The following is a 25,707-nucleotide window of genomic DNA, read 5'->3' as shown; positions in this document are numbered from 1 at the left end:
CGGGCACCGGCTGCTGCGAAGCCGATAAAGGTAGCCACATACGCGCCGCCAGCCGAGTTCCGTCTTTCAAAACAATCCACAAATGTTCCGTCACGCTCACGCTGTGAGGGAATTGCGTAATAAGAGTTTTCATGAAGCTCCTGCCATCGCGTTTAACTGACGCTGACCCAGCACCTCATCCAGCCAGGAAGGGCGCATTTCCGGCACGGAAGTCAGCAGTTTCTCGGTGTAACTGTGCATTGGTGCGCTGAATACCTGCGCGGTTGGGCCCTGTGCGACGACGTTGCCCTGATACATCACGGCAACCTGCTGAGCAATGCGTTTTACCGTGCTCAGGTCGTGGGTGATAAACAGATAAGACAGCCCCAGCTGTTCCTGCAGGTTTCTCAGCAATTTCAGCACTTCTTCCGCCACCAGCGGGTCAAGGGCGGAGGTTGCTTCATCGCAGATGATAAGATCGGGCTTCGCGGCCAGCGCTCGTGCAATACACACGCGCTGCTTCTGCCCCCCGGAAAGCGAGCCAGGATAGCGATCAATCAGATAATCAGGGAGTTCAGTCAGTTTCAGGAGTTCCAGAACCCGCGCGCGAACCTGCTGTTTATCAAGGCCAAAATAGAACGCTACCGGGCGGCCAATCGCCTCCAGCACGGTTTGCCTTGGGTTAAGCGCCACATCGGGCAACTGATAGATCATCTGGATACGGCGCAGCGTCTCTTTATCACGCTGCGGGTAACGGTTGGCCAGCACCTTGTCAGCAAAGGTAACGCTGCCTTTCGTGTCAGTCAGCAGGCCGCAGAGCGCCCGGGCCAGCGTACTCTTCCCGCTCCCGGACTCGCCGATAATGGCCATCGTTTCTCCTTTGGCAATGCTGAGGGAAACGTTGTGGACGACCGTTTTACCGTTGTAGCCCGTAGAGAGATTATTCAACGCCAGTAGCTGCCCTTCAGGTTTACTTTCGGCATGCACCGGCGTTAAAGCGTGGGCGCGTTCGGACACCAGTCGCTGCGTGTAGCTTTCTGTTGGCTTCTGCAGAATATCGACGGTGCTGCCGCACTCCACTTCGCTCCCCTGTCGCAGCACCATAATGCGGTCGGCAATCTGTGCGACAACCGCCAGATCGTGAGTGATATACAGCGCGGCGGTATTAAACTCTCTGACCAGTTTGCGCAGCATCACCAGCACTTCGATTTGCGTCGTCACATCCAGCGCGGTGGTCGGTTCATCCAGGACCAGGACATCAGGCTTGCAGGACATCGCCATCGCCGCCATCGCTCGCTGCAGCTGCCCGCCCGAGAGCTGATGTGGATAGCGCTGGCCGATAGCTTCAGGCTCCGGGAGATCAAGCGCTTTAAACAGCGTCACGGCCCAGTCCTGGGCTTCTTCCGGACTCATCAGGCCATGGCGAAGCGGCCCTTCACAAACCTGCTTGCCGATGGTCAGCGCCGGGTTGAACGCGGCGGCGGCGCTCTGCGCCACATAGGCCACGCGCTTACCGCGAAACTCACGTTTCTCTTTGCTGGATAGCGCCACAATATTTTGCCCGCCCACCAGCACTTCACCGCCCGCAATCCGGCAGCCAGGTCGGGCATAGCCCAGGGCCGCAAGACCGATAGTTGATTTCCCCGCGCCGGACTCGCCAATCAGCCCCAGAACTTCGCCAGGCATCAGGCAGAGAGAGACGCCTTTCACCAGCGGCAGCCCCTGCTCGGTTTCAATGCGTAAATCACGCATCTGTAAAATCGGTTGTGTCATCCCTCTTCTCCCAGCGAAAGGTTGTTACGCACCAGCAGCCAGTCGACCACCAGGTTGACGCCTATCGTCAGCAGGGCAATAGCCGCAGCGGGGTACAGCGGAGCAAACTGGCCAAAATTGATGGCCTGTGCGTTGTCACGCACCATGCTGCCCCAGTCCGCCCACGGTGGCTGAATGCCCAGCCCAAGGAAACTCAGCCCGGCAATAAACAGGAAGGTAAAACAGAAACGCATACCGAATTCCGCCAGCAGCGGCGGCATCGCGTTAGGCAGAAACTCTTTACGGACGATCCACCACAGCCCTTCCCCACGCAGGCGCGCCGCCTCAACATATTCAAGGCAAACGATCCCCTGCGCGACCAGACGAGCAAGACGGAAAACGCGAGTCGCGTCTAACAGCGCAATGGTTCCGACCAGCACCGGAATAGAGGTCCCCAGCACGGACAGGACGATCAGCGCCAGGATCAGCACCGGGATCGACATCAGCGTATCGACGATACGGGTGAGCACGACGTCCACCCAGCGCCCGTAAATCGCGGCGGTAAAACCGGTAATAATGCCCACCACAAATGAAATAGCGGTGATCGCCAGCGCAATCGCAATGGTGGTTCGGGCGCCAAACAGAATACGCGACAGCATGTCTCGCCCAAGACTGTCGGTGCCGAACGGCATTGAACTCGACGGCAGCATCCAGATGTCACCCACCTGAGCCGTTTCGCTGTGCGGCGCCAGCCAGGGCGCAAAAAGCGCGGCAATCAAATTGACGGCGATGATGGTCAACCCTAATATTGCCGACAGCGGCACCGTGCGAATTTTGATATTTTTCATGGCCTACCTCGCATGCCGCAGTCGTGGGTTACACCAAATGGCCAGCAGATCTGCCGCCGTATTCAGCAGGATATAAGTCCCGCCAAAAAGCAGCCCGCAGGCCTGCACCACCGGCAAATCTCGTTTTGTCACCGCATCCACCATCAGTTGCCCGATGCCCGGATAAACAAAGACCACCTCAACCAGGATGACGCCCACCACCAGATAGGCCAGGTTGAAAGCAATCACGTTGATGATTGGCGCGAGCGCGTTGGGCAGCGCGTGGCTGAGCACAATGCGCCAGCGGGAAAGCCCTTTTAGCAGCGCCGTTTCGATGTAGCTGCTGGACATCACCGCGCCGACGGAAGCCCGCGTCATGCGCAGCATGTGCGCCAGCACCACCAGCACCAGCGTCAGCATCGGCAACGTACAGGCATAGAGCCTGTCGAGAAGGCTGGCATCCGGGTCGACCAGCGCGAGGCTGGGGAACCAGGCCAGGCGAATCGCAAAGAAGATCACCAGCACGTAGCCGACAAAAAACTCCGGCACCGAAATGCTCATCAGCGTCAGCGTGTTCGCCAGGCGGTCAAACCAGGAACCGCGCCACACCGCAGAAGCAATCCCCAATACGACCGCCAACGGAATCGCGATCAGCGCGGCATATAGCGCAAGAAACAGCGTGTTCGCCAGACGAGGCAGCAGCTCGGCGCCAATAGGCTGGTTGTTGGCAAGCGAAGTGCCTAAATCACCGTGCAAGACGCCGGACAGCCAATGCAGATAGCGATAAACCGCCGGCTGATCCAGCCCAAGCTGGAGACGCAGCGCGGCGATGGTTTCCGGCGTGCCGTTTTGGCCGAGGATGGCGCTCGCCACGTCGCCGGGCAACAGCTCGGTGCCGACGAAGATCAGAACCGAAACCAGCCACAGCGTCAGCACGCCCAGCAATAAACGATGAAGGATCTGTTTTTTCATTACGACTCCAGCCAGACGCGTTCAGCCAGGCGGCCACCCATAAAGTTGAAGAGCGGATGAGGTTTCACACCGCCGACTTTTTTGCTGGTGGCGTCCAGATAGTCGCCAAACAGCGGGATCATCGCGCCGCCGTCATCCCGGGCAATGCTTTGCAGCTCCCCGTAGATCTCTGCCCGCTTTTGGTCATCAAGCAGCGATCGCGCCTGAATCAGCAGGCTGTCGAACTTGTCATTCTTCCAGTGGGTATCGTTCCATTTGGCGGTGGACTGCCAGGCGGTGGAGAACATCTGATCCGCCGTTGGACGCCCGCCCCAGTAGCCCATGCTAAACGGCGCTTTCATCCAGACGTCATCCCAGTAGCTGTCTGCCGGCTGGCGTTTGATGCTGACCTGAATCCCCGCTGCAGCGGCTTCCCCCTGGAACAATGCGGCGGCATCCAATGCCCCGGCAAAGGCAGCATCAGAGGACGACAGCTCAAGCGGCAGCGCGCTTAGCCCGGCTTTTTTCAGGAAGAACTTAGCCTTGTCAGGATCGTAGGCGCGCTGTTCCAGGCTTTTATTGAAGAAGCGATCGGTTTTCGGGATCGGATGATCGTTGCCCAGCGTGCCGTAACCCCGCAGCACGGTGGCCAGTAATTTCTCGCGATCGATGCCGTATTTAATCGCCGTCCGAACGTCATTGTTGTTGAACGGTGATACGCGGCAGTCCATCAGGAAGGTGAAATGCTGCCCGCCGGCCGCCCGCACGATGTTCAGCGCCGGGCTGCGCTTCAGGAAATCGACGGTCTTAAAGTCCACGCGGTTGATGGCGTGGACCTGGCCCGAAATAAGGGCGTTGGTACGCGCGGTCGCATCGTTGATCACCAGCACTTCAACGGCGTCCACAAACGCGCGGTTTGGCTTCCAGTAATTCGGATTACGTTTGAAATAGGAACGCACGCCCGGCTGGTACTGATCAAAGACGAAGCCGCCGGTGCCAATCGGGTGTTTCCAGTCGGTAAAGCCGTCCGGCACCACAACGAGGTGGTAGTCCGCCAGCAGGAACGGCAAGTCGGCGTTGCCGCTGTCCAGCGTCAGGGTAATTTCGTTCTCACCGCTCTTCTTCAGATCTTTGATGGCCGCCAGCTGCGTTTTAATGGCGCTGCGAGACTGATCGCCACGGTGGAGGTTAATCGAGTAAAGGATGTCTTCCACGGTAAGCGCCTTGCCGTTGTGGAAGGTCACGCCCTGACGCACTTTAAAGGTCCACTCCTGCGCGCCCGGCTTCGCTTCCCAGCTTTCCAGTAGCTCCGGCGTGGCCTGGTTATTCTCATCAATTTCCACCAGGCCGTTCATCAGCATGTATGCCTGGTTAAGCGGCACCCAGTCGCTAAAGAGCGTGGGATCCAGAGAATCGCTGGTATTGCCGCCCGACATGCCCAGCTTCAGCACGCCCCCTTTTTTAGGCGTCGCTTCGGCAGCAAAACCCGCCAGCGGCGACAGCGATAACGCACTGCCCATACCAATCAGCGCCGCCGTATTGATAAATGAACGGCGGCTCATGCTCACGCCCTGCAGGTATTTTTTTTCGTCTGAACGATCGTCTTTCATTTATTTTTCTCCGTTATTATTTGTTTGTCTGACCACCGGCCAGATGCCATAGCACATCTATTTATGATTTATATCAAAACAGCTAAACACTGAGGCATGAGTTTTTCGTATCAGACTATGAAAAAAATGCACGGCAGAACCACGGCAAAAAAGATAATTTCCCGTTCACGGAGTCACATCAGGAAAGAAAAAGTGGAACTGCATACCCTTGTAGGTTTAATTGGCGTGTTTTGTTACCTGCTGGCATACGCCCTGGTCCAAATGCGAAGGCTATCAATAGATTCAAATGGTTATGCTGTACTCAACATCGCAGGCTGCGTGGGCGGGCTGTATTCTCTTAGCCATGATTTTAATTTAGCGTCGGTAATATCGCAGTCGATGTGGCTGGTTTTCACACTTGTAGGTATGCATACTTCTTATCGTCGACGCGCAGAGATGAAAAATAAAATAGTGCCTTTGGATTTAGAGACGATAAATAAACCAAAGGATTAAATGTGATTCATCACTTATTTCCCGTCGTATTGTATAAGAAAACGTTATGGCTAATAAAATAAGCAGATAATTTATTGATGACCAAAATATTAAAATAATCGTCTTATGTGATTTACATCTATTTTCTGCTTATTCCGTCAAAGATTGGCGCTGTAGCCAGCTCATCACATGGCGAACAATCGGCTTCATGTAGCGATCCTGGGGGATAAGCAGGAAACATTTACTGGCGGCGGCCAGCTTGCCAGGGTGCGCCGCGACAAGCTCGCCCCGGTTAAGATAATCCTGCACCAGCCCTTCCCAGCCGAGTAATATCCCGTCGCCGCGCACCGCCGTCTCCACCAAAAACGGATAGTTATTGGCTCGCCAGGTTTGCCCTGGCACAAAGCTCAAAACATTTTGCGAAGCAAACCAGTCGCTCCACCCGGTCCACTCCCGCTGGGGATCGTCCTGAATCAGCAGCGTGTGCTGCAGCAGCGCTTCCGCCGGTGCGTCTGAACCAATGCGGGACAGAAAAGCCGGGGAGCACATGGGGTAACAGACTTCATCGAAGAGCGGCGTGGCGTGAAAACCGACGGGCACGCTTCGCAGGTAAAAAATAGCCAGATCAAATTCCGATGAACGCAGCTCCGAGAAGTTGTCGGTAATTTTCATGCGAATCTGCAAATCTGGCAGCTCACGATGCAGGGCAGAAAGCCGGGATGACAGCCACAGCGAACTCATAGCGCTGGTACAGGCGATAGTGACCTGTGGCAACCCGGTCCAGCCCATCACTTCTGCCGTGGCATGCGACAGGGCCGCCAGCTGCTGCCTGACCCGCTCGGCATAAGCTTCACCGCGTGGCGTGAGCAGCACTCGCCGCTGGGTTCGGGTAAATAGCTTGCAGCCGAGCATCTCTTCCAGCTGCAGAATTTGCCGGCTGGTCGCGCTTTGCGTCAGGTTTAACTCCTCCGCCGCACGAGAAATGTTGCCATAGCGGGCCACGCATTCGAAGGCGATAAGGGTATTCAGGGGCGGTAGAGGCTCGATCTGCATCAAAGAAGCCTTAGAAGGCAACGGCACGGTCATAACACACTAATAAGGAAGGCAAGAACTGACAAGCCTGATGCATTAGAAATACATCAGGCTTCTCATGCGGCCATGCGTGAATGCATCCGCTCAGCGCCAGTGCACAGATTATTTACTCCACGGAATAATCGGTACCGCGCTGATGGCGTTCTTAGGAGAGCCTTCTACGACCCGATCAGAGTAGGCAAGGTAGGCCAGCGCATTGCGCTTCGCATCATAGAAACGCACCACCTGCAGCTTTTTAAACACCAGCGAAGTTCGCTTCTGGAACACTACATCGCCCTGCGCTTTACCCGCTTTTATCTTATCGCTGAGCTCAACCGGGCCTACCTGCTGGCAGGAAATGGCCGCATCAGACGTGTCTTCAGCTAATCCGAGGCCGCCCTTGATACCCCCGGTTTTTGCGCGGCTGATATAACAGGTCACATTCTTCACATCAGGATCGTCAAACGCCTCGACGACAATCTTGTGGTCGGGACCAAAGACTTTAAACACGGTGTCCACCGATCCGATCTGCTCCGCGCTCGCACCGTAGCTTACGGCCAGAAGCGCACTGCAAAGTGCTAAAGCTTTATATTTCATATTGTTACCATTGTATAAAAATTACCCTACGGGACTATTCAACAATTGGACAAAAAACCGTTGAATATCACATTATTAGCAAAACCTGCCTCCATAATCGGCAAATTTGGCACAACTTGTTAAATAAAAACGGTGAATGCATAAACTACAAAAATGCTATTATCCGCTACCTTAGTAAACAGGCATTCGCTTGTATGGATGAGGATATTTTATGGATCAGGCTGGGATCATTCGCGATCTTCTTAGCTGGCTGGAGGGCCACCTCGACCAGCCTCTCGCCCTTGATAATGTGGCGGCAAAAGCAGGTTATTCCAAGTGGCATTTACAACGGATGTTTAAAGAGGTTACCGGGCACGCTATTGGTGCCTATATTCGCGCCCGCCGACTCTCCAAATCCGCCGTTGCTCTGCGCCTGACTGCGCGCCCTATTCTCGATATTGCGCTTCAGTACCGCTTTGACTCGCAGCAGACGTTTACTCGTGCGTTTAAAAAGCAGTTTGCTCAAACGCCGGCGCTCTACCGTCGTTCTCCTGACTGGAGCGCCTTCGGTATGCGCCCGCCGCTGCGTCTCGGCGAGTTTACGCCGCCGCAGGCCCACTTCATCACGATGCCGGAAACGCATCTGGTTGGGGTCACGCAAAGCTACAGCTGCACGCTGGAGCAAATCTCCGACTTCCGTAATGAGATGCGCATCCAGTTCTGGACGCAGTTCCTCGGCAACTCACCGACCATCCCGCGGGTGTTATACGGCCTGCATGAGCCTCGCCCAAGCTCGGAAAAAGACGACGAGCAGGAAGTCTTCTACACCACGGCGCTCACGCCTGAGCTGGCGAATGGTTTCCTGCCGGATTCACATCCGGTGGTGCTGGAAGGGGGGGATTATGTTCAATTTAACTACGAAGGGCTGGGCACCGGGCTGCAGGACTTTATCCTGACGGTTTATGGCACCTGCATGCCATCACTCAACCTGACGCGCCGTAAAGGTCAGGACATCGAACGTTTCTATCCTCAGGATGAAACGCGGGATCAGGATGTGCCGATGCATATCCGCTGTGAATACCTGATCCCGGTTCGCCGTTAACGCTGGATTTCATCCAGAGCAGGGGCATCAAGGTGCGAGATGTCTCCTGCTGTTTCAACCACCCATCCAGATGCCAGCCACGGGCTGTGCTGATAATCCACGCGGGAAATCGAGCAGTTGCGCAGACGCAGTCGACGTTCCGCCCACGCCGGTAAACCAAGAATCGTACTCACCAGTCCGCCCAGCGCCATACCGTGACTCACCAGCAGCGGTCGGCTTCCGGCCGGCAGCTCCCGGCAGGCGTTCAGGGCTTCGTGCATGCGGTTACTCAGTTCCAGCATGCTTTCGCCTTCGGGAATACGCCCGTCCGGCGTGCCGTCAACTAAGCGCCGCCGCCAGCCCTCTTCCTCTTCGGTTAGCGAGTCCATTTTGCGGCGTTCAAGCACGCCCATATTGAGCTCACGCAGGCGGGAATCCAGGATAATCTCGCAGCCGCAGGCTTCGGCGATGATCTCTGCGGTGCGGCGAGTACGGCCTAAATCGCTGCTGATAATGTGGGTGATGCCAAGGGCTCTGGCTCGTTCGGCCACTTGCCAGGCCTGACGCTCTCCGTTTTCAGTCAGCGCGCTGTCTGACTGCCCCTGAATGCGGCGCTCAGCATTCCACTGCGTTTCGCCATGACGAACAAGGTATACCTGTAACATGCGTTTTTTCCGTTATACTCCGGTCACGAAATATCGAGAGTTCTGACTTATTATGAACCATGTCGTAGCTGCAACAACCAATCCCGCCAAAATTCAGGCGATTCTGCAGGCGTTTAGCGAGATTTATGGCGAAGGATCCTGCCATATTGAGCCCGTGGTCGTCGATAGTGGCGTGCCGGAGCAGCCCTTTGGTAGTCAGGAAACGCGAACTGGCGCACGATGCAGAGTAGCGAATGCCCGGGAGATCAGACCAGATGCCGACTTTTGGGTCGCTATTGAGGCCGGTATCGACGAAGGGAGTACCTTCAGTTGGGTGGTGATCGAGAATCGACAGCAGCGCGGTGAAGCCCGTTCGGCGACCCTGCCACTGCCAGACATCATTCTGCAAAAAGTCAGCGCAGGCCACGCTCTGGGGCCGGTGATGTCCGACTATACGGGTATCAATGAGATTGGGCGTAAAGAGGGAGCGATTGGGGTGTTCACCGCCGGAAAGCTCACGCGTAGTAGCGTTTACCATCAGGCGGTGATTCTGGCGCTAAGTCCATTTCATAACGAGATTTACTGCCGGGAAAATATTTAGCGGTTTGAGCTGCCACCCTGCAGCAGCTCTTTTTCCAGCCACGCCCGTAGTTCCGTCGGCGCAGCTTTCAGGCTGTTAGAGCCGCGGGTGATGGTTGCAATCCCCGCGCCCAGTTCATTCTTCAGCTCACGCTGGCTAAGCTCACCGCGCAACAACTCTTCGATGATGCGTACTCGCGTGCCTAACGCCGTACGCTCATCCGGCGTCAACAGCAGCGTCAGCAGCGGCATGTGAAGCTCCTGCCCAAAAGCTTGCTGTAACAGCCCCACAAAGCGGAGCCACTCTTTATTACTTTGCTCGGCCTGTTCCGCCGAATACTGAGAGAGCTGAGTCATGTCAGGCCACCATACTCTTTAACTAGTACGGCAGCATAACATACTCTCTGCGCAATCAGTAACGCCGCTGCCACTCGCTGTCAGACAGAATCTTGTCCGGCTGCCCCATGAAATGGCGGTAATAGGCATCGTAGGCCAGCACGTTTTTCACATAGCCACGCGTCTCAGAGAACGGAATGCTTTCCACGAATGCGATGGCGTCAATCCGCCCTGCGCTGTTACCCAGCCAGGTCCGCACGCGCCCCGGCCCTGCGTTATAGGCGGCGGAAGCAAAGATACGGTTGTTCTCAAACTGCTGGAACACATACTGCAGGTAGCTGGTGCCAATATTGATGTTGGTGTCAGGATCCAGAAGCTGCACCGGGCTGCTGTAGCCTGGAATACTGAACATCTTCACCGTATGGGTGGCGGTGCCCGGCATGATCTGCATCAGGCCGCTTGCCCCCACCGGGGAACGCACTTTCGGGTTCCAGGCACTTTCCTGGCGGGCAATCGCCATGGCATAACTTTGTGGCACAGTTTTGCCGCTAACGTAGCGGGCAAAGGTGTCTTTATAAGCCAGCGGGAAGCGCTCTTCGAGGTTGTCCCATAGCTTGCCGGCAATGGTTGCCTGCACGCTGAGATCCCACCAGTCCTGCTCAAAAGCATAGCGCGCCAGCCCGGCCTGCTCCTGCTTGCTGCGGCTGGTGACCAGATTTGCCCATTCGCTCCGCGCGGTGTTGTCCATATTCCAGTACATCAGCTCGCGGACGCGGGCCATTTCAGGCCCCTGCACCAGCGCAGGATTAACAGGTTCGGCTTTATCCACGCGCAGGGGGTATTCTTCCCCAAGCCGCTGGGCGGCAACCATCGGATAGAAACCACGCTGCTGCATCAGGGCACGAAGAATACCTTTCGCTTCGTCTTCACGTCCCCGCTCCAGCAGTAAATCAGCCTGCCAGTAGCGCCATTCGTCTTTCTCTTTGGCTTCCATTGGCAAACGCGCCAGCCAGGTATTCAGGCCTGTGCGATCGCCCGCACCCAGCGCCATGCGCACGCGCCGCTCAATCAACGAGGTGGACTGGGAACGCATAATGGCGTCATCCCGCCAGCGAGCCTGTTCATCCGTTACGTCGCTGCCCATCAACCGCCAGGCCACAACGTCACGCAATTCCTGCACCTGCTCCTCGGTCAATTTCTGTGCCTGAGCCAGGGACGGGATCATCAGGCGAGCATTCTCTACATCCTGACGGGCAACGCTTGCAAAGGCGATAGCGGCCGCCTGACGAGTGAAATCCGTCGCCCCCACCGTATTAGCGAAGGTCAGCACCGTGCCAGGATTATTTTGCAGGCTGACCAGGGCGCTGGAGATGGTCTGATATTCCGCTGGCATCTGGTTCGCCAGCGCGTTCACCAGCGAGGTATTCCCCTCTTTCATCGCCAGACGAATTCGCTCAAGGTAAGCCAGCGGATCCTGCGTGCCGGAAGCTCGCCACGCCGAAAACAGCGCATCACAGCTTGATGGCTGGCTCTTTCCCGTCAGCCAAAGTTCTTTCGCACCGGCCCAGGCGGCATCCGCTTGCCCGGTATTCCATTTGGCAAAGTAGTAATTACATTTTGCTTCGTTAGTGGCAGGCGGCTCGGGGCTAAAGGCCAGCAAACCTTGCCAGTCCTGCCGCCTTGCCAGCTCGTTAACAAACCGGGAGCTTAAGGTTCGCGCCGGAGGCAAAGTTGGGTTCGCCTGGATAAATTGGGCCACCGCCACGGTCGGCTCGTTCATCAGGTCATCGGTGAGCTGGCGGTATTCAAGATAAGGATAAAGGGGATAGGTCTGCAGCGTGGCCATGAGCTGCTGCACCACGTCCATTTGCTTGTTATCCCAGGCCTGTTTAATTTGCGCGTAGCGGTTGCGCTGCTCATCGAGAGAATCTGCACGTACCGCACCGTTTAACATCACCAGGCTAACGCCCGCGGCAAGCAACTGCCATACGACTTGTTTGGCTTTTACCACACCTTCTCCTCATTATTTTCCTGACGGCATCATGCCTGCGCTGCAATAAGCGAATGCATTCATGCTAACCAGGGGAGACGCAATACGCCACGTCCGGAAGGGATATTTTGGTCATGAAGCGTATAAAGGCGCCCTGCGCGGCAGAAGCACGATACCCCGCTGGGATTAGACCGTGAAAACGGCTACACTTCGCCTTTGTTAAGTACCATCTTACATCACGATAAAAGAGGCAAAGTCGCACTGTGGCTCAATTCGTTTATACCATGCATCGTGTCGGCAAAGTTGTCCCGCCGAAACGACATATTCTGAAAAATATTTCGCTCAGCTTCTTCCCTGGCGCCAAAATCGGCGTACTGGGTCTGAACGGTGCCGGTAAATCCACCCTGCTGCGCATCATGGCCGGCATCGATACCGATATCGAAGGCGAAGCCCGTCCACAGCCAGGCATCAAGATCGGCTACCTGCCGCAGGAACCTAAGCTGAACCCGGAACACACCGTACGTGAGTCCGTAGAAGAAGCGGTTTCCGAAGTGGTTAACGCGCTGAAAGGCCTGGACGAAGTCTACGCCAAATACGCCGAGCCGGACGCGGACTTCGATAAGCTGGCCGCGCAGCAAGGCAAGTATGAAGAAATCATCCAGGCGCACGACGGTCATAACCTGAACGTGCAGCTGGAGCGCGCCGCCGATGCCCTGCGCCTGCCGGACTGGGATGCAAAAATCGAGAAGCTGTCCGGGGGTGAACGCCGCCGCGTTGCGCTTTGCCGCCTGCTGCTGGAAAAACCAGACATGCTGTTGCTCGACGAACCAACCAACCACCTGGATGCAGAATCCGTGGCATGGCTGGAACGCTTCCTGCACGACTTCGAGGGCACCGTGGTGGCGATCACCCACGACCGTTACTTCCTCGACAACGTCGCCGGCTGGATCCTCGAGCTTGACCGTGGGGAAGGTATTCCATGGGAAGGTAACTACTCCTCCTGGCTGGAGCAGAAAGATCAGCGCCTGGCACAGGAAGCCTCAACGGAAGCGGCTCGCCGTAAATCCATTGAGAAAGAGCTGGAGTGGGTTCGTCAGGGCGCTAAAGGCCGTCAGTCTAAGGGCAAAGCCCGTCTGGCACGCTTCGAAGAGCTGAACAACACCGAATACCAGAAACGTAACGAAACCAACGAACTGTTTATTCCACCTGGCGCACGTCTGGGGGATAAAGTGGTGGAAGTTAACAACCTGCGTAAATCTTACGGCGACCGCCTGCTGATTGACGATCTGAGCTTCTCCGTACCGAAAGGCGCCATCGTCGGCATCATCGGTCCGAACGGCGCGGGTAAATCTACCCTGTTCCGCATGATGTCCGGTCAGGAACAGCCTGACAGCGGCTCTATAACCCTCGGTGAGACCGTGAAACTGGCTTCCGTTGACCAGTTCCGTGACGCCATGGATAACAGCAAAACCGTCTGGGAAGAAGTCTCCGGCGGCCAGGATATTATGCGTATCGGCAACACCGAGATGCCAAGCCGCGCCTACGTTGGCCGCTTTAACTTCAAAGGCGTCGACCAGGGCAAACGCGTGGGCGAGCTGTCCGGCGGTGAGCGCGGTCGTCTGCACCTGGCGAAGCTGCTGCAGGTTGGCGGTAACGTTCTGCTGCTCGATGAACCAACCAACGACCTGGATATCGAAACCCTGCGTGCGCTGGAAAACGCCCTGCTGGAGTTCCCGGGCTGCGCGATGGTTATCTCGCACGACCGCTGGTTCCTGGACCGCATCGCTACCCACATTCTGGATTACCAGGATGAAGGTAAAGTCGAATTCTTCGAAGGGAACTTCACCGAATACGAAGAGTACAAGAAGCGTACCCTCGGCTCAGATGCCCTGGAGCCAAAACGCATCAAGTACAAGCGCGTAACCAAGTAAATGCAAAAGGCACCTTCACGGTGCCTTTTTTATGGTGAGTTCACCCGTAGTACTTTTCCCCTCACCCCGGCCCTCTCCCAGAGGGCGAGGGAGAAAAACGACACATAATAGTGTTTATTCCCCCTCCCTCTGGGAGAGGGTTAGAGTGAGGGCCAGCGTACGCTTTACCGCTGCTCGCCCATCATCTCTTTCACCAGATCCACGCAGCGCAGGAAGCGCGAGTCATAGTCGGACTCTTCGACGTGAATAAACTCGATGTTGTTCTCTTTGAGCATCTCCACCAGCAGGTTCTGGAACGATTTTCTGTCCACATCGCTGCCGAGGCTGCGTAAACCGTCAGCCACCCACGGCGTATTATTTTCCAGCAGGATAACCAGATCAAAGCGGTACTCATCGATCAGCGCCTGTACAAACGGGTGCTCGCGGCCTTCATATTTCTTGCAGAAGGCCTGAGTGGTCACAAAGTCGGTGTCGATAAACGCCACTTTATTGGCGTACTTCACCGCAAAATCGACGTACTGCGCATGGCCGATGGCAATTTTGTCGTAGTCGGAATATTGCAGCGCCATTTCGTCACCGCCCAGGTGCGAGAAAACGTAATCCCGCCCGTATTCCCAGGCGCTGGTGGTATTGAAGATGTTGGCAAGCTTGTTCACCATCCACGACTTCCCGCTCGACTCGCCGCCAAGTATCGCCACCGTGCGCACAAAGAACGGTTTTACCTCAGTAGGAATGTATTCCCAGTAGCGGAACGGGTTTTCACGGATTTGTGTGCCGCTGATGTTCATAAAGGTTCGCTTTGGATCGACCACCACCGTTTCGATCCCGAGGTGTTCGGTAAACTTCGCGGCGTCCCCTTCTTCCGAGGTATAGATCCGGTCTGGCGAAATACCTTTGCTGTCCATAAACGCTTTAATCCCCCGGCTCCAGACGTCCCAGCCGTGGGGATAAGGCTCCATTCCCTCCTCGTTAAAGGAGTGAATGCGGATATTCTTCTGATATTTAAAAGTTTGCAGCAGCCAGCGCAGGCGGTCACCGGTGGTTGGCTGCTGGGACATCGCGCTATCGTCAAACAGCGCGCGGTCGCGGGGCTCATCATAGCCCATGATGATATGCAGCTCGTCCACCTGGCTACAGGCGCGCTGGATCAAGTAGATATGCCCGGTATGTAGCGGATAAAACTTACCGAACACCACGCCGACTTTCTTTTCGCGACGCGGGAATTCCAGCCCAAGGAAGCGGTGCAACGCCTCCAGTTTTTGCGCGCTGGGGCTTTTGATTTTCGCGTTCAGTAACTGGCTCAGGTAGCCTTTAGTCATGCCGCTGGCATCCGCCACCTGCTGTAAAGTACAGCCCTGCTGACGAATAGCCGTTTTAATATAGTCGAATGACGACACGCGCTGCCTCCTGCCGAAGCGGGAACGGTTCCCGCAAGTTACTCAATTATAAGTCGTCGAATACAGAAAGCGCATCAGCAAGTTTTTTCACGCCGAAGACCTGCATCCCTTCAGGAATTTTTTTCGGTACGTTGGCCTGGGGCACAATTGCGCGCTTAAAGCCGTGTTTCGCCGCTTCGGAAATACGCTCCTGGCCGCTGGGTACCGGGCGGATTTCACCCGCCAGCCCGACTTCCCCAAACACGACTAAATCCTGCGGCAAGGCTCTGTCGCGCAGGCTGGAAACCATCGCCAGCAGCAGCGCCAGGTCGGCGCTGGTTTCGGTAACCTTTACGCCGCCCACCACGTTCACAAACACGTCCTGATCGGCCATTTGCAGGCCGCCGTGACGGTGGAGTACGGCCAGCAGAATCGCCAGGCGGTTTTGCTCCAGACCAACGGCTACGCGGCGAGGGTTGGACATCATCGACTGATCCACCAGCGCCTGAATCTCAACCAGCAGCGGACGAGTTCCTTCCCAAACCACCATCACCGAACTGCCCGGCGTCACTTCATCGCCCCGGCTAAGGAAAATGGCCGACGGGTTGCTGACTTCACGCAGTCCCTGCTCGGTCATCGCGAACACGCCCAGCTCGTTCACCGCCCCAAAGCGGTTTTTATGGCTGCGCAGGGTACGGAAGCGGGAATCGGCGTCGCCATCTAGCATGACTGAACAGTCGATACAGTGTTCGAGGACTTTTGGCCCCGCAAGAGAACCGTCTTTCGTGACATGCCCGACCATCACGATCGCCACGCCTTTCGTCTTCGCAAAACGCGTCAGGTAGGCCGCAGTTTCACGCACCTGGGCCACGCTGCCCGGCGAAGACTGCACGTCCGCCATGTGCATGACCTGGATCGAGTCGATCACCATCAGCTTCGGCTGCTCTTCCTCAGCGATCATACAGATCTGTTCGATGCTGGTTTCCGACAGCATATTGAGGTTTTGCGTCGGCAGGCCTAACCGATGCGCGCGCATCGCCACTTGCTGAAGCGACTCTTCGCCAGTGACGTACAGGGTTTTCATTTGCTCGCTCAGCTTGCAGAGCGTTTGCAGCAGCAGCGTTGACTTCCCTGCGCCGGGGTTACCGCCGATCAGAATGGCGCTGCCCGGCACTACGCCACCGCCCAGCACCCGGTCAAATTCTTTAAAACCGGTGGAGAAGCGCGGCAGTTCTTCCAGGCTGATGTCCGAAAGCTTTTGTACGCGGCTGACGCCCGCGCTCCCGGCATAGCCGGAGAGGCGCTCGTTGCGGGCAACCTGCGGAGAAGCGGCGATGCGCACTTCGGTAATGGTATTCCACGCGTGACAGGCGCTGCACTGCCCCTGCCAGCGCGGGTAATCCGCACCACACTCGTTACAAACAAATGCGCGTTTTGGAGCTTTCGCCACCTTTATACCTCTTGTTAACGTTCTTCCTGAATCAGGCTGCCGGAAAGGATGCAGAACACGCCCATCAGATCCGCATGACGGATACTGACTTCGCTCTTCTCGTTCACCTTCGGCTTAGCGTGATAGGCAATCCCCAGGCCTGCGGCGTGGATCATCGGTAAATCATTGGCCCCGTCGCCAATCGCAACGGTTTGCGCGGCGGGGATTTCATTTTTTTCGGCCAGGCGCTTCAAAGTGACCGCTTTGAACTTCGCGTCCACAATCTGCCCCAGCACTTCGCCGGTCAGCCTGCCGTCGCAAATTTCAAGTTCGTTGGCGACCACCGCCGTCAGGTTTAATGTGTCGCGCAGGTATTCGGCGAAGAAGGTAAACCCGCCAGAGGCAATCGCCACTTTCCAACCCAGCGTATCGAGATTTTGTACCAGAGATTTTAGCCCCGGCATCAGCGGTAGCTCGTCGCGAACCTGGCGTAAAATATTAGCATCCGCGCCCTTCAGGGTCGCCACACGCTGGCGAAGGCTGGCGGTAAAGTCCAGCTCGCCGCGCATTGCGCGTTCGGTGACTTCAGCCACCATTTCACCCGTTCCCGCCAGTTTGGCGATCTCGTCGATACACTCGATCTGAATGGCGGTGGAGTCCATGTCCATGACCAGCAGACCAGGCGTTTTCAAATGTGGGATTTTGCCCAGCGGCGCCACGTCCAGCCCGGCTTCATGCGCAAGCTTGGTCGCGCGCGGCGTTAAAGAGCCGGCCAGGCGAATAACCTGATAATCTTCCACGCACCAGGCGGTCACAATCACCATCGCCGCTCCCAGCTTGCGCTGGTATTTGGTCAGACACTGCTTGTCCAGATTACGCCCGTACAGGAGCCAGCCACTGCGGCCAGCGCGGTAGTCCAGCGGCATCACTTCGTCGCCGCTCAGGGAAAGCGGCAACCCAGGCCAAAGTGAAACATCGTTAGGCAAATCGCACCAGGTCAAACTGTTTGGCATTGCGGCTCCAGAATCAAGTAAACATACCCTTTTGCAGTCGGATTGCGGGCTGATGGCAAGGGATTTTTCTCCTCGCGCTGGCGTAAAGCCTGAGCTTCTGCCCTTTGAAGGATGCAGGGTATCCGGGTAAAAACAACGCATGAGGCTACCTTGTCCGCCTTGCTTCTGGCAACATTAAAGTAAGCAATTTTCCAAAGGTGCATCATGGTTCGGGTAAAATTTAAATTTCGGCTCCATCGCGCAGTGATTGTGCTGTTCTGCCTCGCACTTTTGGTGGCGCTAATGCAGGGCGCGTCCTGGTTCAGCCGGGGCAGCCAGCAGGCGCGAAACGTTCAGTTAGAGGAGCTGGCCCGCACCCTCTCCCGTCAAGTCGCGTTTAATCTGGTTCCCGTCATGAAAACTGAGAATCCGGATGAAAAACGCATCTCCACCGTGCTTAACCTTTTGACTAAGGATAGCCGTATTCTGGATGCCGCCGTGTACGACAGCGAAGGTGACCAAATTGCGCGCGCGGGGGAAAACATTGAGGTTCGCGATCGCCTGGCGCTGGACGGCCAAAAAGCCGGCAGCTACTTCAACCAGCAAATCGTCGAACCTATCACCGATAAAAGCGGGCCTATCGGCTACCTGCGCATTACCCTGGATACCCACACGCTTGCCACCGAAGCTAAGCAAGTGGACAACACCACCAATATTCTGCGCCTGATGCTGCTGCTCGCCGTCGCAATCGGTATTGTGCTGACCCGCACGCTGCTGCACGGCAAGCGCACCCGCTGGCAGCAGTCACCGTTCCTGCTTACCGCCAATACGAAAGTAAAAGAGGAAGACGAGCCTAAGTAAAGCTCCCTCAGTAAATTCGCCGAGATAGCGTCATGCTAAGATGACGCCATTCTTCTGGGAAAAGGATCTTTGTTATGTCGACTTTGCGTTTGCTAATCTCTGACTCTTACGACCCGTGGTTTAACCTGGCCGTTGAAGAGACTATTTTTCGGCAGATGCCCGCCACTCAGCGGGTTCTGTTTCTATGGCGTAATGCAGATACGGTGGTGATTGGCCGCGCCCAGAACCCCTGGAAAGAGTGCAATACCGGGCGCATGGAGCAAGATAACGTTCGGCTGGCAAGGCGCAGCAGCGGCGGTGGCGCGGTGTTCCACGACCTGGGCAACACCTGCTTCACTTTTATGGCCGGCAAACCCGAATACGACAAGAGTATTTCCACGGCTATCGTACTGAACGCCCTGGCGAGCCTTGGGCTGGAAGCCACCGCATCCGGGCGCAACGACCTTGAGGTCGAAACCGCCGAAGGTACGCGCAAGATTTCAGGTTCCGCCTACCGGGAAACCCTGGATCGTGGGTTTCATCACGGCACTTTGCTGCTGAATGCCGATCTGAGCCGCCTGGCAAACTACCTCAATCCCGATCCGAAAAAGCTCCAGGCCAAAGGCATTACATCCGTAAGAAGCCGGGTCGCCAACCTCAGCGACATCAAGCCAGGCCTGACCCACGAGCAGATAGCCGACGCGATTACGGCTGCGTTTTTCGTCCACTACGGCGAGCGTGTGGAACCCGAGCATATCTCCCCGGAAGCGCTCCCCAATCTGCCAGGGTTTGCCGAGACTTTTGCCCGCCAGAGCAGCTGGGAGTGGAATTTTGGTCAGGCTCCGGCCTTTACGCACCTGCTGGACAACCGCTTTACCTGGGGGGGCGTTGAGCTACATTTTGACGTCGAAAAAGGGCATATCACCCGCGCCCAGGTGTTCACCGATAGCCTGAACCCTGCCCCGCTTGAAGCGCTGGCCGCCCGGTTAAAAGGCTGCCTGTACCGCAGTATTTTGCTGCAGCAGGAGTGCGAAACGCTGATTTACAGCTTCCCGGAACAGGAAGCCGAACTGAGAGAGCTTTCAGCCTGGATTGCTCAGGCCGTTCGTTAAGCGAGCCGCCGAAGCCGCTCGCTTAACCGCTCGACTTGCTCAGCCATTCCCGCCGCAATTTGCCGGAATGGCTCGCTCAGCATCACATTCAGGCTAAGCTCCTGCCAGTAGCGCTGCGCCCAAGGCTGCATCTCGAGCCACACTTCGCCGGGGACGTCGGCATCAATATTAATCTCAATGCAGCCTGTTCGCATATTGCCTGAACTGCCCGGAGCCCAGGCCATAGGCAGCATATCGTAGACCGGTGTGAGCTCAAGCGGACGGTCAGAGAGAAAAAAAGAGAGGTTCCCGGCATGCATATCGCTGTTACCAATCAGTCGGCCAAACGCCCAAATGCGCTGCACCTGCCGAAGCGTGGCGGCCTCAACCATCCCCTCTTCTTTTAGACGCGTCACGGCTTTAGGCCAGCTAAGCACGCCCGCCGCATATTCACTTTGCACGCTTTCAAGAGAGACAATACTGCGCCGCCCGAAAACGCCCACGCAGTCAAAGCGCTCAACTTCGAGAAAGACCTGCCCGCTAACCGTCGAAAGTAGATCACACCGTGCGGCAGCAATCCCTACATCATTTAGCAGCGTTAAAGCGCTAGCCTCAGCGGCCAGTAGATCCGCCCATCGACGCTGGTTATCGTTCCGCATAGCCGGGGTGAACTTCACAAGAGCATGTCGTGGCCCGCGAAGCGTTTCACTGTAGCAGGTGAATTTAGGCTGCTCGCCTCCGGCGGATGAGCCGACAATTTCACCGTCTATCGCCCTGTGAGCAAGCTCAGCGTAAACCTTCAGGCGTTCATTATGAGGAATGGCTTCGGGAACGTCTTTCTCTGTCCACAGGCGATAACTCTCTTCGCCCACCAGCCAGCCCCCCAGATTTTCCTGCCGCTGCACAGAGAGCGCCAGGAGCACATCCTCTTCTCGCCACAGCCGAATATCTTCCGGCAAATCGCTGTCTTTAGCTAACTCACGCCCCCAGGCTCGCCCCAAAAACCCCTGAGGCCGGAGATCGGTCAGGTACCAGGGCAACCCGTCAAACCAGCGGCTGTCGCCGTTGTGATGCACAACGAGGCAACTGCCTTTCGGCCACACGGGATAAAGCACACCAAATACCCAGGCTTTACCGACGTCGTCAATCTGCCAGAGCTGAAATTCGCGGTGCTGCCTTACCGGGTGTTTTAATCCGTACAGCGTCGCACGAGCTGAACCGAATTTGATAACGTCAGGCTCAAGCGCTACCCGGCGAGAGAAAGTCGCCTGGCTGATACCCAGCCGTTGGGCCAGCGTTCTGGCTGGAAGAGGCCCGGTAAGAAGAATGTCCGCTAGTTCGCTCATGTGAATAGATTAATGAATAGATACTTGAATTGATTTATAGTCTTGAATGCCAGATAGGTAAAGAGGATTAACCCAAAATAAGAAATAAAATGAATAGATAAATGGCATAAAAAAGGCGCCCTAAGGCGCCCTTTAAACGAGAAGAAAAACTTACTCTTTGTCGCCCAGCAGGACGGATTCCAGAGCAATTTTGATCATGTCGTTGAAGGTAGTCTGACGCTCAGCGGCGGTGGTCTGCTCGTGAGTACGGATGTGGTCAGACACGGTGCAGATGGTCAGCGCTTTTGCACCGAACTCAGCCGCTACGCCGTAGATCCCGGCTGCTTCCATTTCCACACCCAGAATGCCGTATTTTTCCATCACGTCGAACATGGACGGATCCGGCGTGTAGAACAAGTCTGCAGAAAAGATGTTGCCCACGCGAGCGTCAACGCCCAGCGCTTTTGCCGCATCAACCGCGTTACGAACCATATCGAAGTCCGCGATAGCCGCGAAGTCGTGATCCTTGAAGCGCAGGCGGTTAACTTTAGAGTCAGTACACGCGCCCATACCGATCACCACGTCGCGTAGCTTAACGTCTGCACGAACCGCGCCGCAGGAACCCACGCGAATGATTTTCTTCACGCCGAAGTCGGTGATTAGCTCTTTCGCGTAGATGGAGCAGGATGGGATGCCCATACCATGGCCCATAACGGAGATCTTACGGCCTTTGTAAGTCCCGGTGAATCCGAGCATGCCGCGCACGTTGTTCACTTCACGCACGTCTTCCAGGAAGGTTTCCGCGATGTGCTTGGCGCGCAGCGGGTCACCCGGCATCAGTACTACGTCAGCGAAATCGCCCATTTCTGCGTTAATGTGTGGCGTAGCCATTGTGTATTCCTTGATTTTAAAAGTTAGCAATCAGGCGGGCAACCGCCCGCCCAAAGGGATCACAGCATGTTTTTGCCGTAGTCCATGTCGGAAAGACCGAAGTACTTCGCTACCGTCTGGCCGATATCCGCGAAGGTTTCGCGGTGGCCAAGAGAACCGGCTTTCACTTTCGGGCCGTAGATCAGCACCGGAATGTGCTCGCGAGTATGGTCGGTACCCTGCCAGGTTGGGTCACAGCCGTGGTCCGCGGTAAGGATCAGAATATCGTCCTCTTTCAGCAGCGCCATCAGCTCTGGCAGGCGACGGTCGAACAGCTCAAGGCCGCCCGCATAGCCGGCTACGTCGCGACGGTGGCCCCAGGAGGAGTCAAAGTCGACGAAGTTGGTGAACACGATGGTGTCGTCGCCGGCTTCTTTCATCTCTTTGATGGTGGCGTCGAACAGCGCATCCAGACCGGTTGCCTTCACTTTTTTAGTGATGCCGCAGTTGGCGTAGATGTCCGCAATTTTACCCACGGAAACAACCTGGCCCTGCTTCTCATCAACCAGCTTCTGCAGCACGGTGGCGGCAGGTGGCTCGACTGCTAAGTCGTGACGGTTGCCGGTACGCTGGAAGTTACCCGCTTTATCGCCAACAAACGGACGCGCGATAACGCGGCCAATGTTGTAGCCGCCTTCGGTCAGCTCTTCGCGCGCAATTTCACACAGCTCATAAAGCTTATCCAGGCCGTAGGTTTCTTCGTGGCAGGCAATCTGGAACACGGAGTCAGCGGAGGTATAGAAAATCGGTTTCCCGGTTTTCATGTGCTCTTCACCCAGCTCGTCCAGGATCACGGTCCCGGAAGAGTGGCAGTTGCCGAGGTAGCCCGGCAGGTTGGCACGCTTGACCAGTTTGTCCAGCAGCTCCTGCGGGAAGCTGTTGTCGTGGTCGCTGAAATAGCCCCAGTCAAACAGAACCGGCACGCCGGCGATTTCCCAGTGGCCAGACGGGGTGTCTTTGCCGGAAGAAAGCTCGTGTGCCCAGCCGTAAGCGCCGATAACTTCTGCGTTACCGTCCATGCCTGCTGCCACTTTGCCGGTGGAGCCTTCATGAGCTTTTACCAGCCCAAGACGAGTCAGGTTAGGCAGGTTCAGGGGGCCTTTACGGCCTTTGTCAGCTTCGCCTTTAGCGCAAGCCTCCGCGATGTGACCGAGGGTATCAGAGCCGACATCTCCGAAGCGCTCTGCGTCTTCGGTAGCACCGATGCCGAACGAGTCCAGCACCATAATAAACGCACGTTTCATATTATTCTCCGTACCTTGTGCTCTATAAAATAGGGATCAGATCAGTATACCGTTATTCGGTGATTCGGCGATAGACCGTTGGTGTTTCCTGCGGTGCTTTTTCGTCAATGCTGATTGCCGCTTTCACCGCCTTCGCGGCTTCCTGCCAGCTGGCTTCGTCTTTGGCGTGGATCACCGCCAGCGGACGTTCGCCGTCGATAGATTCTCCCAGACGCGCCATGTCGGTAAAGCCGACGCTGTAATCAATGGTGTCGGAAGCCTGACGCCGACCGCCGCCCATCGACACCACCGCCATGCCCAGCGCGCGAGTGTCCATCGCCGAAACAAACCCGGACGCTTCGGCATACACTGCCTTGCTCAGCATTGCCGTCGGCAGGTACTTCGCGTAATTTTCAACGAAGTCACTCGGGCCTTTCTGCGCGGCAACCATGCGGCCAAACACTTCGGCTGCTTTGCCGTTGTCCAGCACCGCCTGAAGCTTCGCGCGTGCTTCAATTTCGTCTTTGGCAAGCTTGCCGGAAATCAGCATTTCCACGCACAGCGCCATTGTCACATCGAACAGACGCGGGTTGCGGTATTCCCCCGTGAGGAACTGTAGCGCTTCACGGACTTCCACGGCGTTACCCGCGCTGGAAGCCAGCACCTGGTTCATGTCCGTCAGCAGCGCGGTAGTCTTCACGCCTGCGCCGTTGGAAACGCCAACGATAGCCTCTGCCAGCTGAGCTGACAGCTCGTAAGTCGGCATAAATGCGCCGCTGCCTACTTTCACGTCCATCACCAGCGCGTCCAGCCCTTCGGCCAGTTTTTTCGCCAGAATGGAAGCGGTGATAAGCGGGATAGAATCCACCGTCGCGGTAATATCGCGGGTGGCATAAAAACGTTTGTCCGCCGGTGCCAGCGAGCTGGTCTGGCCGATGATGGCCACGCCGACGTCCTTAATAATGTCGCGGAAGCGGTTATCGTCCGGGAAGATATCGAAGCCCGGAATCGCCTCGAGCTTGTCCAGCGTCCCGCCGGTGTGCCCCAGGCCACGGCCTGAAATCATCGGCACATAGCCACCGCAGGCCGCCACCATTGGGCCAAGCATCAGCGAAGTGACATCCCCCACGCCGCCGGTGGAATGTTTATCCACAATCGGGCCGTTGAGGTTAAGGCTTTTCCAGTCCAGCACGGTGCCGGAATCCCGCATCGCCATTGTCAGCGACACCCTTTCCGGCATTGTCATGTCGTGGAAGAAAATGGTCATCGCCAGAGCAGCAATTTGCCCTTCAGAGACGGTGTTGTCGCGAATGCCGTTGATAAAGAAGCGAATCTCTTCGTCGCTCAGTACCAGGCCATCACGTTTTTTACGAATAATTTCTTGTGCGAGAAACACGGCAACCCCCTGGGAAATGCGGGTAAAGAGCGGCGGAAAATCCGCCGCAATTAAAGATTACTCTGGATAATTCGAGTCGCAGGCAGAAGGCAAAAGAGCTCATCCCCAGGAGCTTACTGAAGTAAGTGACTGAGGTGAGGGAGTGCAGCTAACGCCCCTGCGGCTTGAAGTATGACGAGTAATTAGTAGCTGCTGGCGCTTTTACCGTCCCCATGGCCCAGCGCTTTCAGCAGGCTGGCTAACAGGCTGGACGCCCCGAAGCGGTAATGACGGGAGTCGGCCCAGTCGGCGCCGAACAGATCGTCCGCGATAGCCAGGAACTGCGCAGCATCTTCAGCGGAGCGAACGCCACCGGCTGGTTTGAAGCCTACAGTTTTTTCCACGCCCATATCGCGGATCACTTCCATCATGATGCGAGCGCTTTCCGGCGTGGCGTTAACCGGCACTTTACCGGTCGAGGTTTTGATAAAGTCGGCACCGGCTTTAATCGCGATAGTAGACGCTTTGCGGATCAGCTCTTCGGTCTTCAGCTCGCCGGTTTCGATGATCACTTTCAGCAGTACGTTAGCGCTGGCGCAGGCGTCTTTACACGCTTTCACCAGGTCGAAGCCTACCTGCTCGTTACCGGCAATCAGCGCCCGGTATGGGAACACTACGTCCACTTCGTCTGCACCGTAAGCGATAGCGGCGCGGGTTTCTGCCAGCGCGATGTCGATATCGTCGTTACCGTGTGGGAAGTTGGTCACGGTCGCAATGCGGATGTCCGGGGTGCCCTGCTCTTTCAGGGTTTTACGGGCGATTGGGATGAAACGCGGATAGATACAAATCGCAGCGGTGTTGCCGACTGGGGTTTTTGCCTGATGGCACAGAGCGATGACTTTCTCGTTAGTGTCATCGTCGTTCAGGGTAGTCAGATCCATCAGTTTCAGCGCACGCAGGCTGCTTTGGGTTAAATCGGTCATAACGCTCTCCAACAAAAGGGAAATAAGTCTCCGGCCTGGAAACTCAACACGTTGGAGCGGACTTGGTTCCTTGAAGAAGAGTGGTCACCTGAGTCACCCTCACGTTGAGATCCTTCCCACCGCACATTGCCGGTTGCAATGTTAGAATTCTAACACCCACCACCGATGCAATTTTGTGTCTCGCCTCACAAAAGCCAAAGCGTGAATTGCAAGCTTTCATAGAGTATATGTGATTAAAGGAACAAAATAACGCGCTAAATTGCGCCAGGACACAAGAAAATGGCTGGCAGGGCGCCAGCCATCGGTTACCGCTTAATGTTATTATTATAACATTTATATTGCAGG

Annotated in this window: 23 protein-coding genes; 6 read left to right on the top strand and 17 right to left on the bottom strand. The window is 56.2% G+C overall.

Annotated features, from left to right (window positions below; all coding sequences use genetic code 11):
- Nucleotides 1-129 precede the first annotated feature (129 nt).
- Genes A936_RS17465 through A936_RS17450 form a run of 4 tightly spaced genes read right to left on the bottom strand, consistent with a single transcriptional unit; the run spans nt 130 to nt 5,119 of the window.
- Nucleotides 130-1,752, bottom strand: coding sequence for an ABC transporter ATP-binding protein (locus A936_RS17465; protein ID WP_008460124.1), 1,623 nt, complete (start codon nt 1,750-1,752; stop codon nt 130-132).
- On the bottom strand, nt 1,749-2,579 hold the full coding sequence (locus A936_RS17460; protein ID WP_008460123.1) for an ABC transporter permease: 831 nt from the start codon (nt 2,577-2,579) through the stop codon (nt 1,749-1,751). The genes A936_RS17465 and A936_RS17460 overlap by 4 nt, the downstream gene beginning before the upstream one ends.
- A 3-nt stretch (nt 2,580-2,582) precedes the next feature.
- Nucleotides 2,583-3,530, bottom strand: coding sequence for an ABC transporter permease (locus tag A936_RS17455; protein WP_008460122.1), 948 nt, complete (start codon nt 3,528-3,530; stop codon nt 2,583-2,585).
- A complete protein-coding gene (locus A936_RS17450) occupies nt 3,530-5,119 on the bottom strand; it encodes an ABC transporter substrate-binding protein (protein ID WP_008460120.1) in 1,590 nt (529 codons plus the stop codon). The genes A936_RS17455 and A936_RS17450 overlap by 1 nt, the downstream gene beginning before the upstream one ends.
- A 192-nt stretch (nt 5,120-5,311) precedes the next feature.
- Between A936_RS17450 and A936_RS17445 the strand changes: the two genes are divergently transcribed.
- Complete coding sequence (locus A936_RS17445; protein WP_008460118.1) at nt 5,312-5,611, top strand: CBU_0592 family membrane protein; 300 nt, start codon at nt 5,312-5,314, stop codon at nt 5,609-5,611.
- Between the two features lie 129 nt (nt 5,612-5,740).
- Here the strand turns inward: A936_RS17445 and A936_RS17440 are convergent, their stop codons facing one another.
- Together A936_RS17440 and creA are read right to left on the bottom strand one after the other, a co-directional pair.
- Nucleotides 5,741-6,643 (bottom strand): LysR substrate-binding domain-containing protein, encoded by a 903-nt coding sequence (locus A936_RS17440; protein WP_008460117.1) that lies wholly within the window; start codon nt 6,641-6,643, stop codon nt 5,741-5,743.
- Nucleotides 6,644-6,784: 141 nt separating this feature from the next.
- A complete protein-coding gene (creA, locus tag A936_RS17435; protein WP_008460116.1) occupies nt 6,785-7,258 on the bottom strand; it encodes a protein CreA in 474 nt (157 codons plus the stop codon).
- A gap of 211 nt (nt 7,259-7,469) precedes the next feature.
- Here creA and robA point away from each other — a divergent pair, with 211 nt between their 5' ends.
- Nucleotides 7,470-8,339, top strand: coding sequence for an MDR efflux pump AcrAB transcriptional activator RobA (robA, locus tag A936_RS17430; RefSeq protein WP_008460114.1), 870 nt, complete (start codon nt 7,470-7,472; stop codon nt 8,337-8,339).
- On the opposite strand, the gene gpmB is transcribed toward robA, so the two are convergent.
- Nucleotides 8,336-8,983, bottom strand: coding sequence for a 2,3-diphosphoglycerate-dependent phosphoglycerate mutase GpmB (gene gpmB, locus A936_RS17425; protein WP_008460113.1), 648 nt, complete (start codon nt 8,981-8,983; stop codon nt 8,336-8,338). The two genes, robA and gpmB, sit on opposite strands and share 4 nt — an antisense overlap.
- Before the next feature lie 52 nt (nt 8,984-9,035).
- On the opposite strand from gpmB, the gene yjjX reads away from it, so the two are divergent.
- The gene (gene yjjX, locus A936_RS17420; protein ID WP_008460112.1) at nt 9,036-9,563 is read left to right on the top strand and encodes an inosine/xanthosine triphosphatase; all 528 of its coding nucleotides are present in this window, start codon (nt 9,036-9,038) and stop codon (nt 9,561-9,563) included.
- Here yjjX and trpR read toward each other — a convergent pair.
- On the bottom strand, nt 9,560-9,898 hold the full coding sequence (gene trpR, locus A936_RS17415; protein WP_008460111.1) for a trp operon repressor: 339 nt from the start codon (nt 9,896-9,898) through the stop codon (nt 9,560-9,562). The genes yjjX and trpR overlap by 4 nt on opposite strands.
- 55 nt (nt 9,899-9,953) lie before the next feature.
- Nucleotides 9,954-11,888, bottom strand: a complete 1,935-nt coding sequence (sltY, locus tag A936_RS17410; protein ID WP_008460110.1) for a murein transglycosylase — start codon at nt 11,886-11,888, stop codon at nt 9,954-9,956.
- 242 nt (nt 11,889-12,130) lie between these two features.
- Between sltY and ettA the strand changes: the two genes are divergently transcribed.
- Nucleotides 12,131-13,798, top strand: a complete 1,668-nt coding sequence (gene ettA / locus A936_RS17405; RefSeq protein WP_008460109.1) for an energy-dependent translational throttle protein EttA — start codon at nt 12,131-12,133, stop codon at nt 13,796-13,798.
- 164 nt (nt 13,799-13,962) lie between these two features.
- Here ettA and nadR read toward each other — a convergent pair whose 3' ends face one another.
- The 3 genes from nadR to serB are packed head-to-tail and all read right to left on the bottom strand — an operon-like array spanning nt 13,963 to nt 17,616.
- The gene (nadR, locus tag A936_RS17400) at nt 13,963-15,195 is read right to left on the bottom strand and encodes a multifunctional transcriptional regulator/nicotinamide-nucleotide adenylyltransferase/ribosylnicotinamide kinase NadR (protein WP_008460108.1); all 1,233 of its coding nucleotides are present in this window, start codon (nt 15,193-15,195) and stop codon (nt 13,963-13,965) included.
- Between the two features lie 46 nt (nt 15,196-15,241).
- A complete protein-coding gene (gene radA, locus A936_RS17395; protein ID WP_008460107.1) occupies nt 15,242-16,624 on the bottom strand; it encodes a DNA repair protein RadA in 1,383 nt (460 codons plus the stop codon).
- 14 nt (nt 16,625-16,638) lie between these two features.
- The gene (gene serB / locus A936_RS17390; RefSeq protein WP_008460106.1) at nt 16,639-17,616 is read right to left on the bottom strand and encodes a phosphoserine phosphatase; all 978 of its coding nucleotides are present in this window, start codon (nt 17,614-17,616) and stop codon (nt 16,639-16,641) included.
- 204 nt (nt 17,617-17,820) lie between these two features.
- On the opposite strand from serB, the gene A936_RS17385 reads away from it, so the two are divergent.
- Together A936_RS17385 and lplA are read left to right on the top strand one after the other, a co-directional pair.
- Nucleotides 17,821-18,456, top strand: a complete 636-nt coding sequence (locus A936_RS17385) for a YtjB family periplasmic protein (RefSeq protein WP_008460105.1) — start codon at nt 17,821-17,823, stop codon at nt 18,454-18,456.
- A gap of 74 nt (nt 18,457-18,530) precedes the next feature.
- On the top strand, nt 18,531-19,547 hold the full coding sequence (gene lplA, locus A936_RS17380) for a lipoate--protein ligase (RefSeq protein ID WP_008460104.1): 1,017 nt from the start codon (nt 18,531-18,533) through the stop codon (nt 19,545-19,547).
- Here lplA and yjjJ read toward each other — a convergent pair.
- From yjjJ to deoC, 5 genes are all read right to left on the bottom strand, one after another.
- Nucleotides 19,544-20,872, bottom strand: a complete 1,329-nt coding sequence (gene yjjJ, locus A936_RS17375; RefSeq protein ID WP_008460101.1) for a type II toxin-antitoxin system HipA family toxin YjjJ — start codon at nt 20,870-20,872, stop codon at nt 19,544-19,546. The genes lplA and yjjJ overlap by 4 nt on opposite strands.
- Nucleotides 20,873-21,022: 150 nt before the next feature.
- Complete coding sequence (gene deoD / locus A936_RS17370) at nt 21,023-21,742, bottom strand: purine-nucleoside phosphorylase (protein ID WP_008460099.1); 720 nt, start codon at nt 21,740-21,742, stop codon at nt 21,023-21,025.
- Between the two features lie 59 nt (nt 21,743-21,801).
- Entirely contained in the window at nt 21,802-23,025 is a 1,224-nt protein-coding gene (gene deoB / locus A936_RS17365) for a phosphopentomutase (RefSeq protein ID WP_008460097.1), read from the bottom strand.
- 52 nt (nt 23,026-23,077) lie between these two features.
- Nucleotides 23,078-24,400: a thymidine phosphorylase gene (deoA, locus tag A936_RS17360; RefSeq protein ID WP_008460095.1), complete on the bottom strand. Its 1,323-nt coding sequence runs from the start codon at nt 24,398-24,400 to the stop codon at nt 23,078-23,080.
- Nucleotides 24,401-24,582: 182 nt separating this feature from the next.
- Nucleotides 24,583-25,362, bottom strand: a complete 780-nt coding sequence (deoC, locus tag A936_RS17355) for a deoxyribose-phosphate aldolase (protein WP_008460093.1) — start codon at nt 25,360-25,362, stop codon at nt 24,583-24,585.
- Between the last annotated feature and the right edge of the window lie 345 nt (nt 25,363-25,707).

This window comes from Enterobacter sp. Ag1 (assembly GCA_000277545.1).
Taxonomy (GTDB): Bacteria; Pseudomonadota; Gammaproteobacteria; order Enterobacterales; family Enterobacteriaceae; genus Cedecea.
The sequence above is the reverse complement of the archived record's forward strand: the minus strand, read 5'-3'. Positions and strand labels throughout refer to the sequence as shown.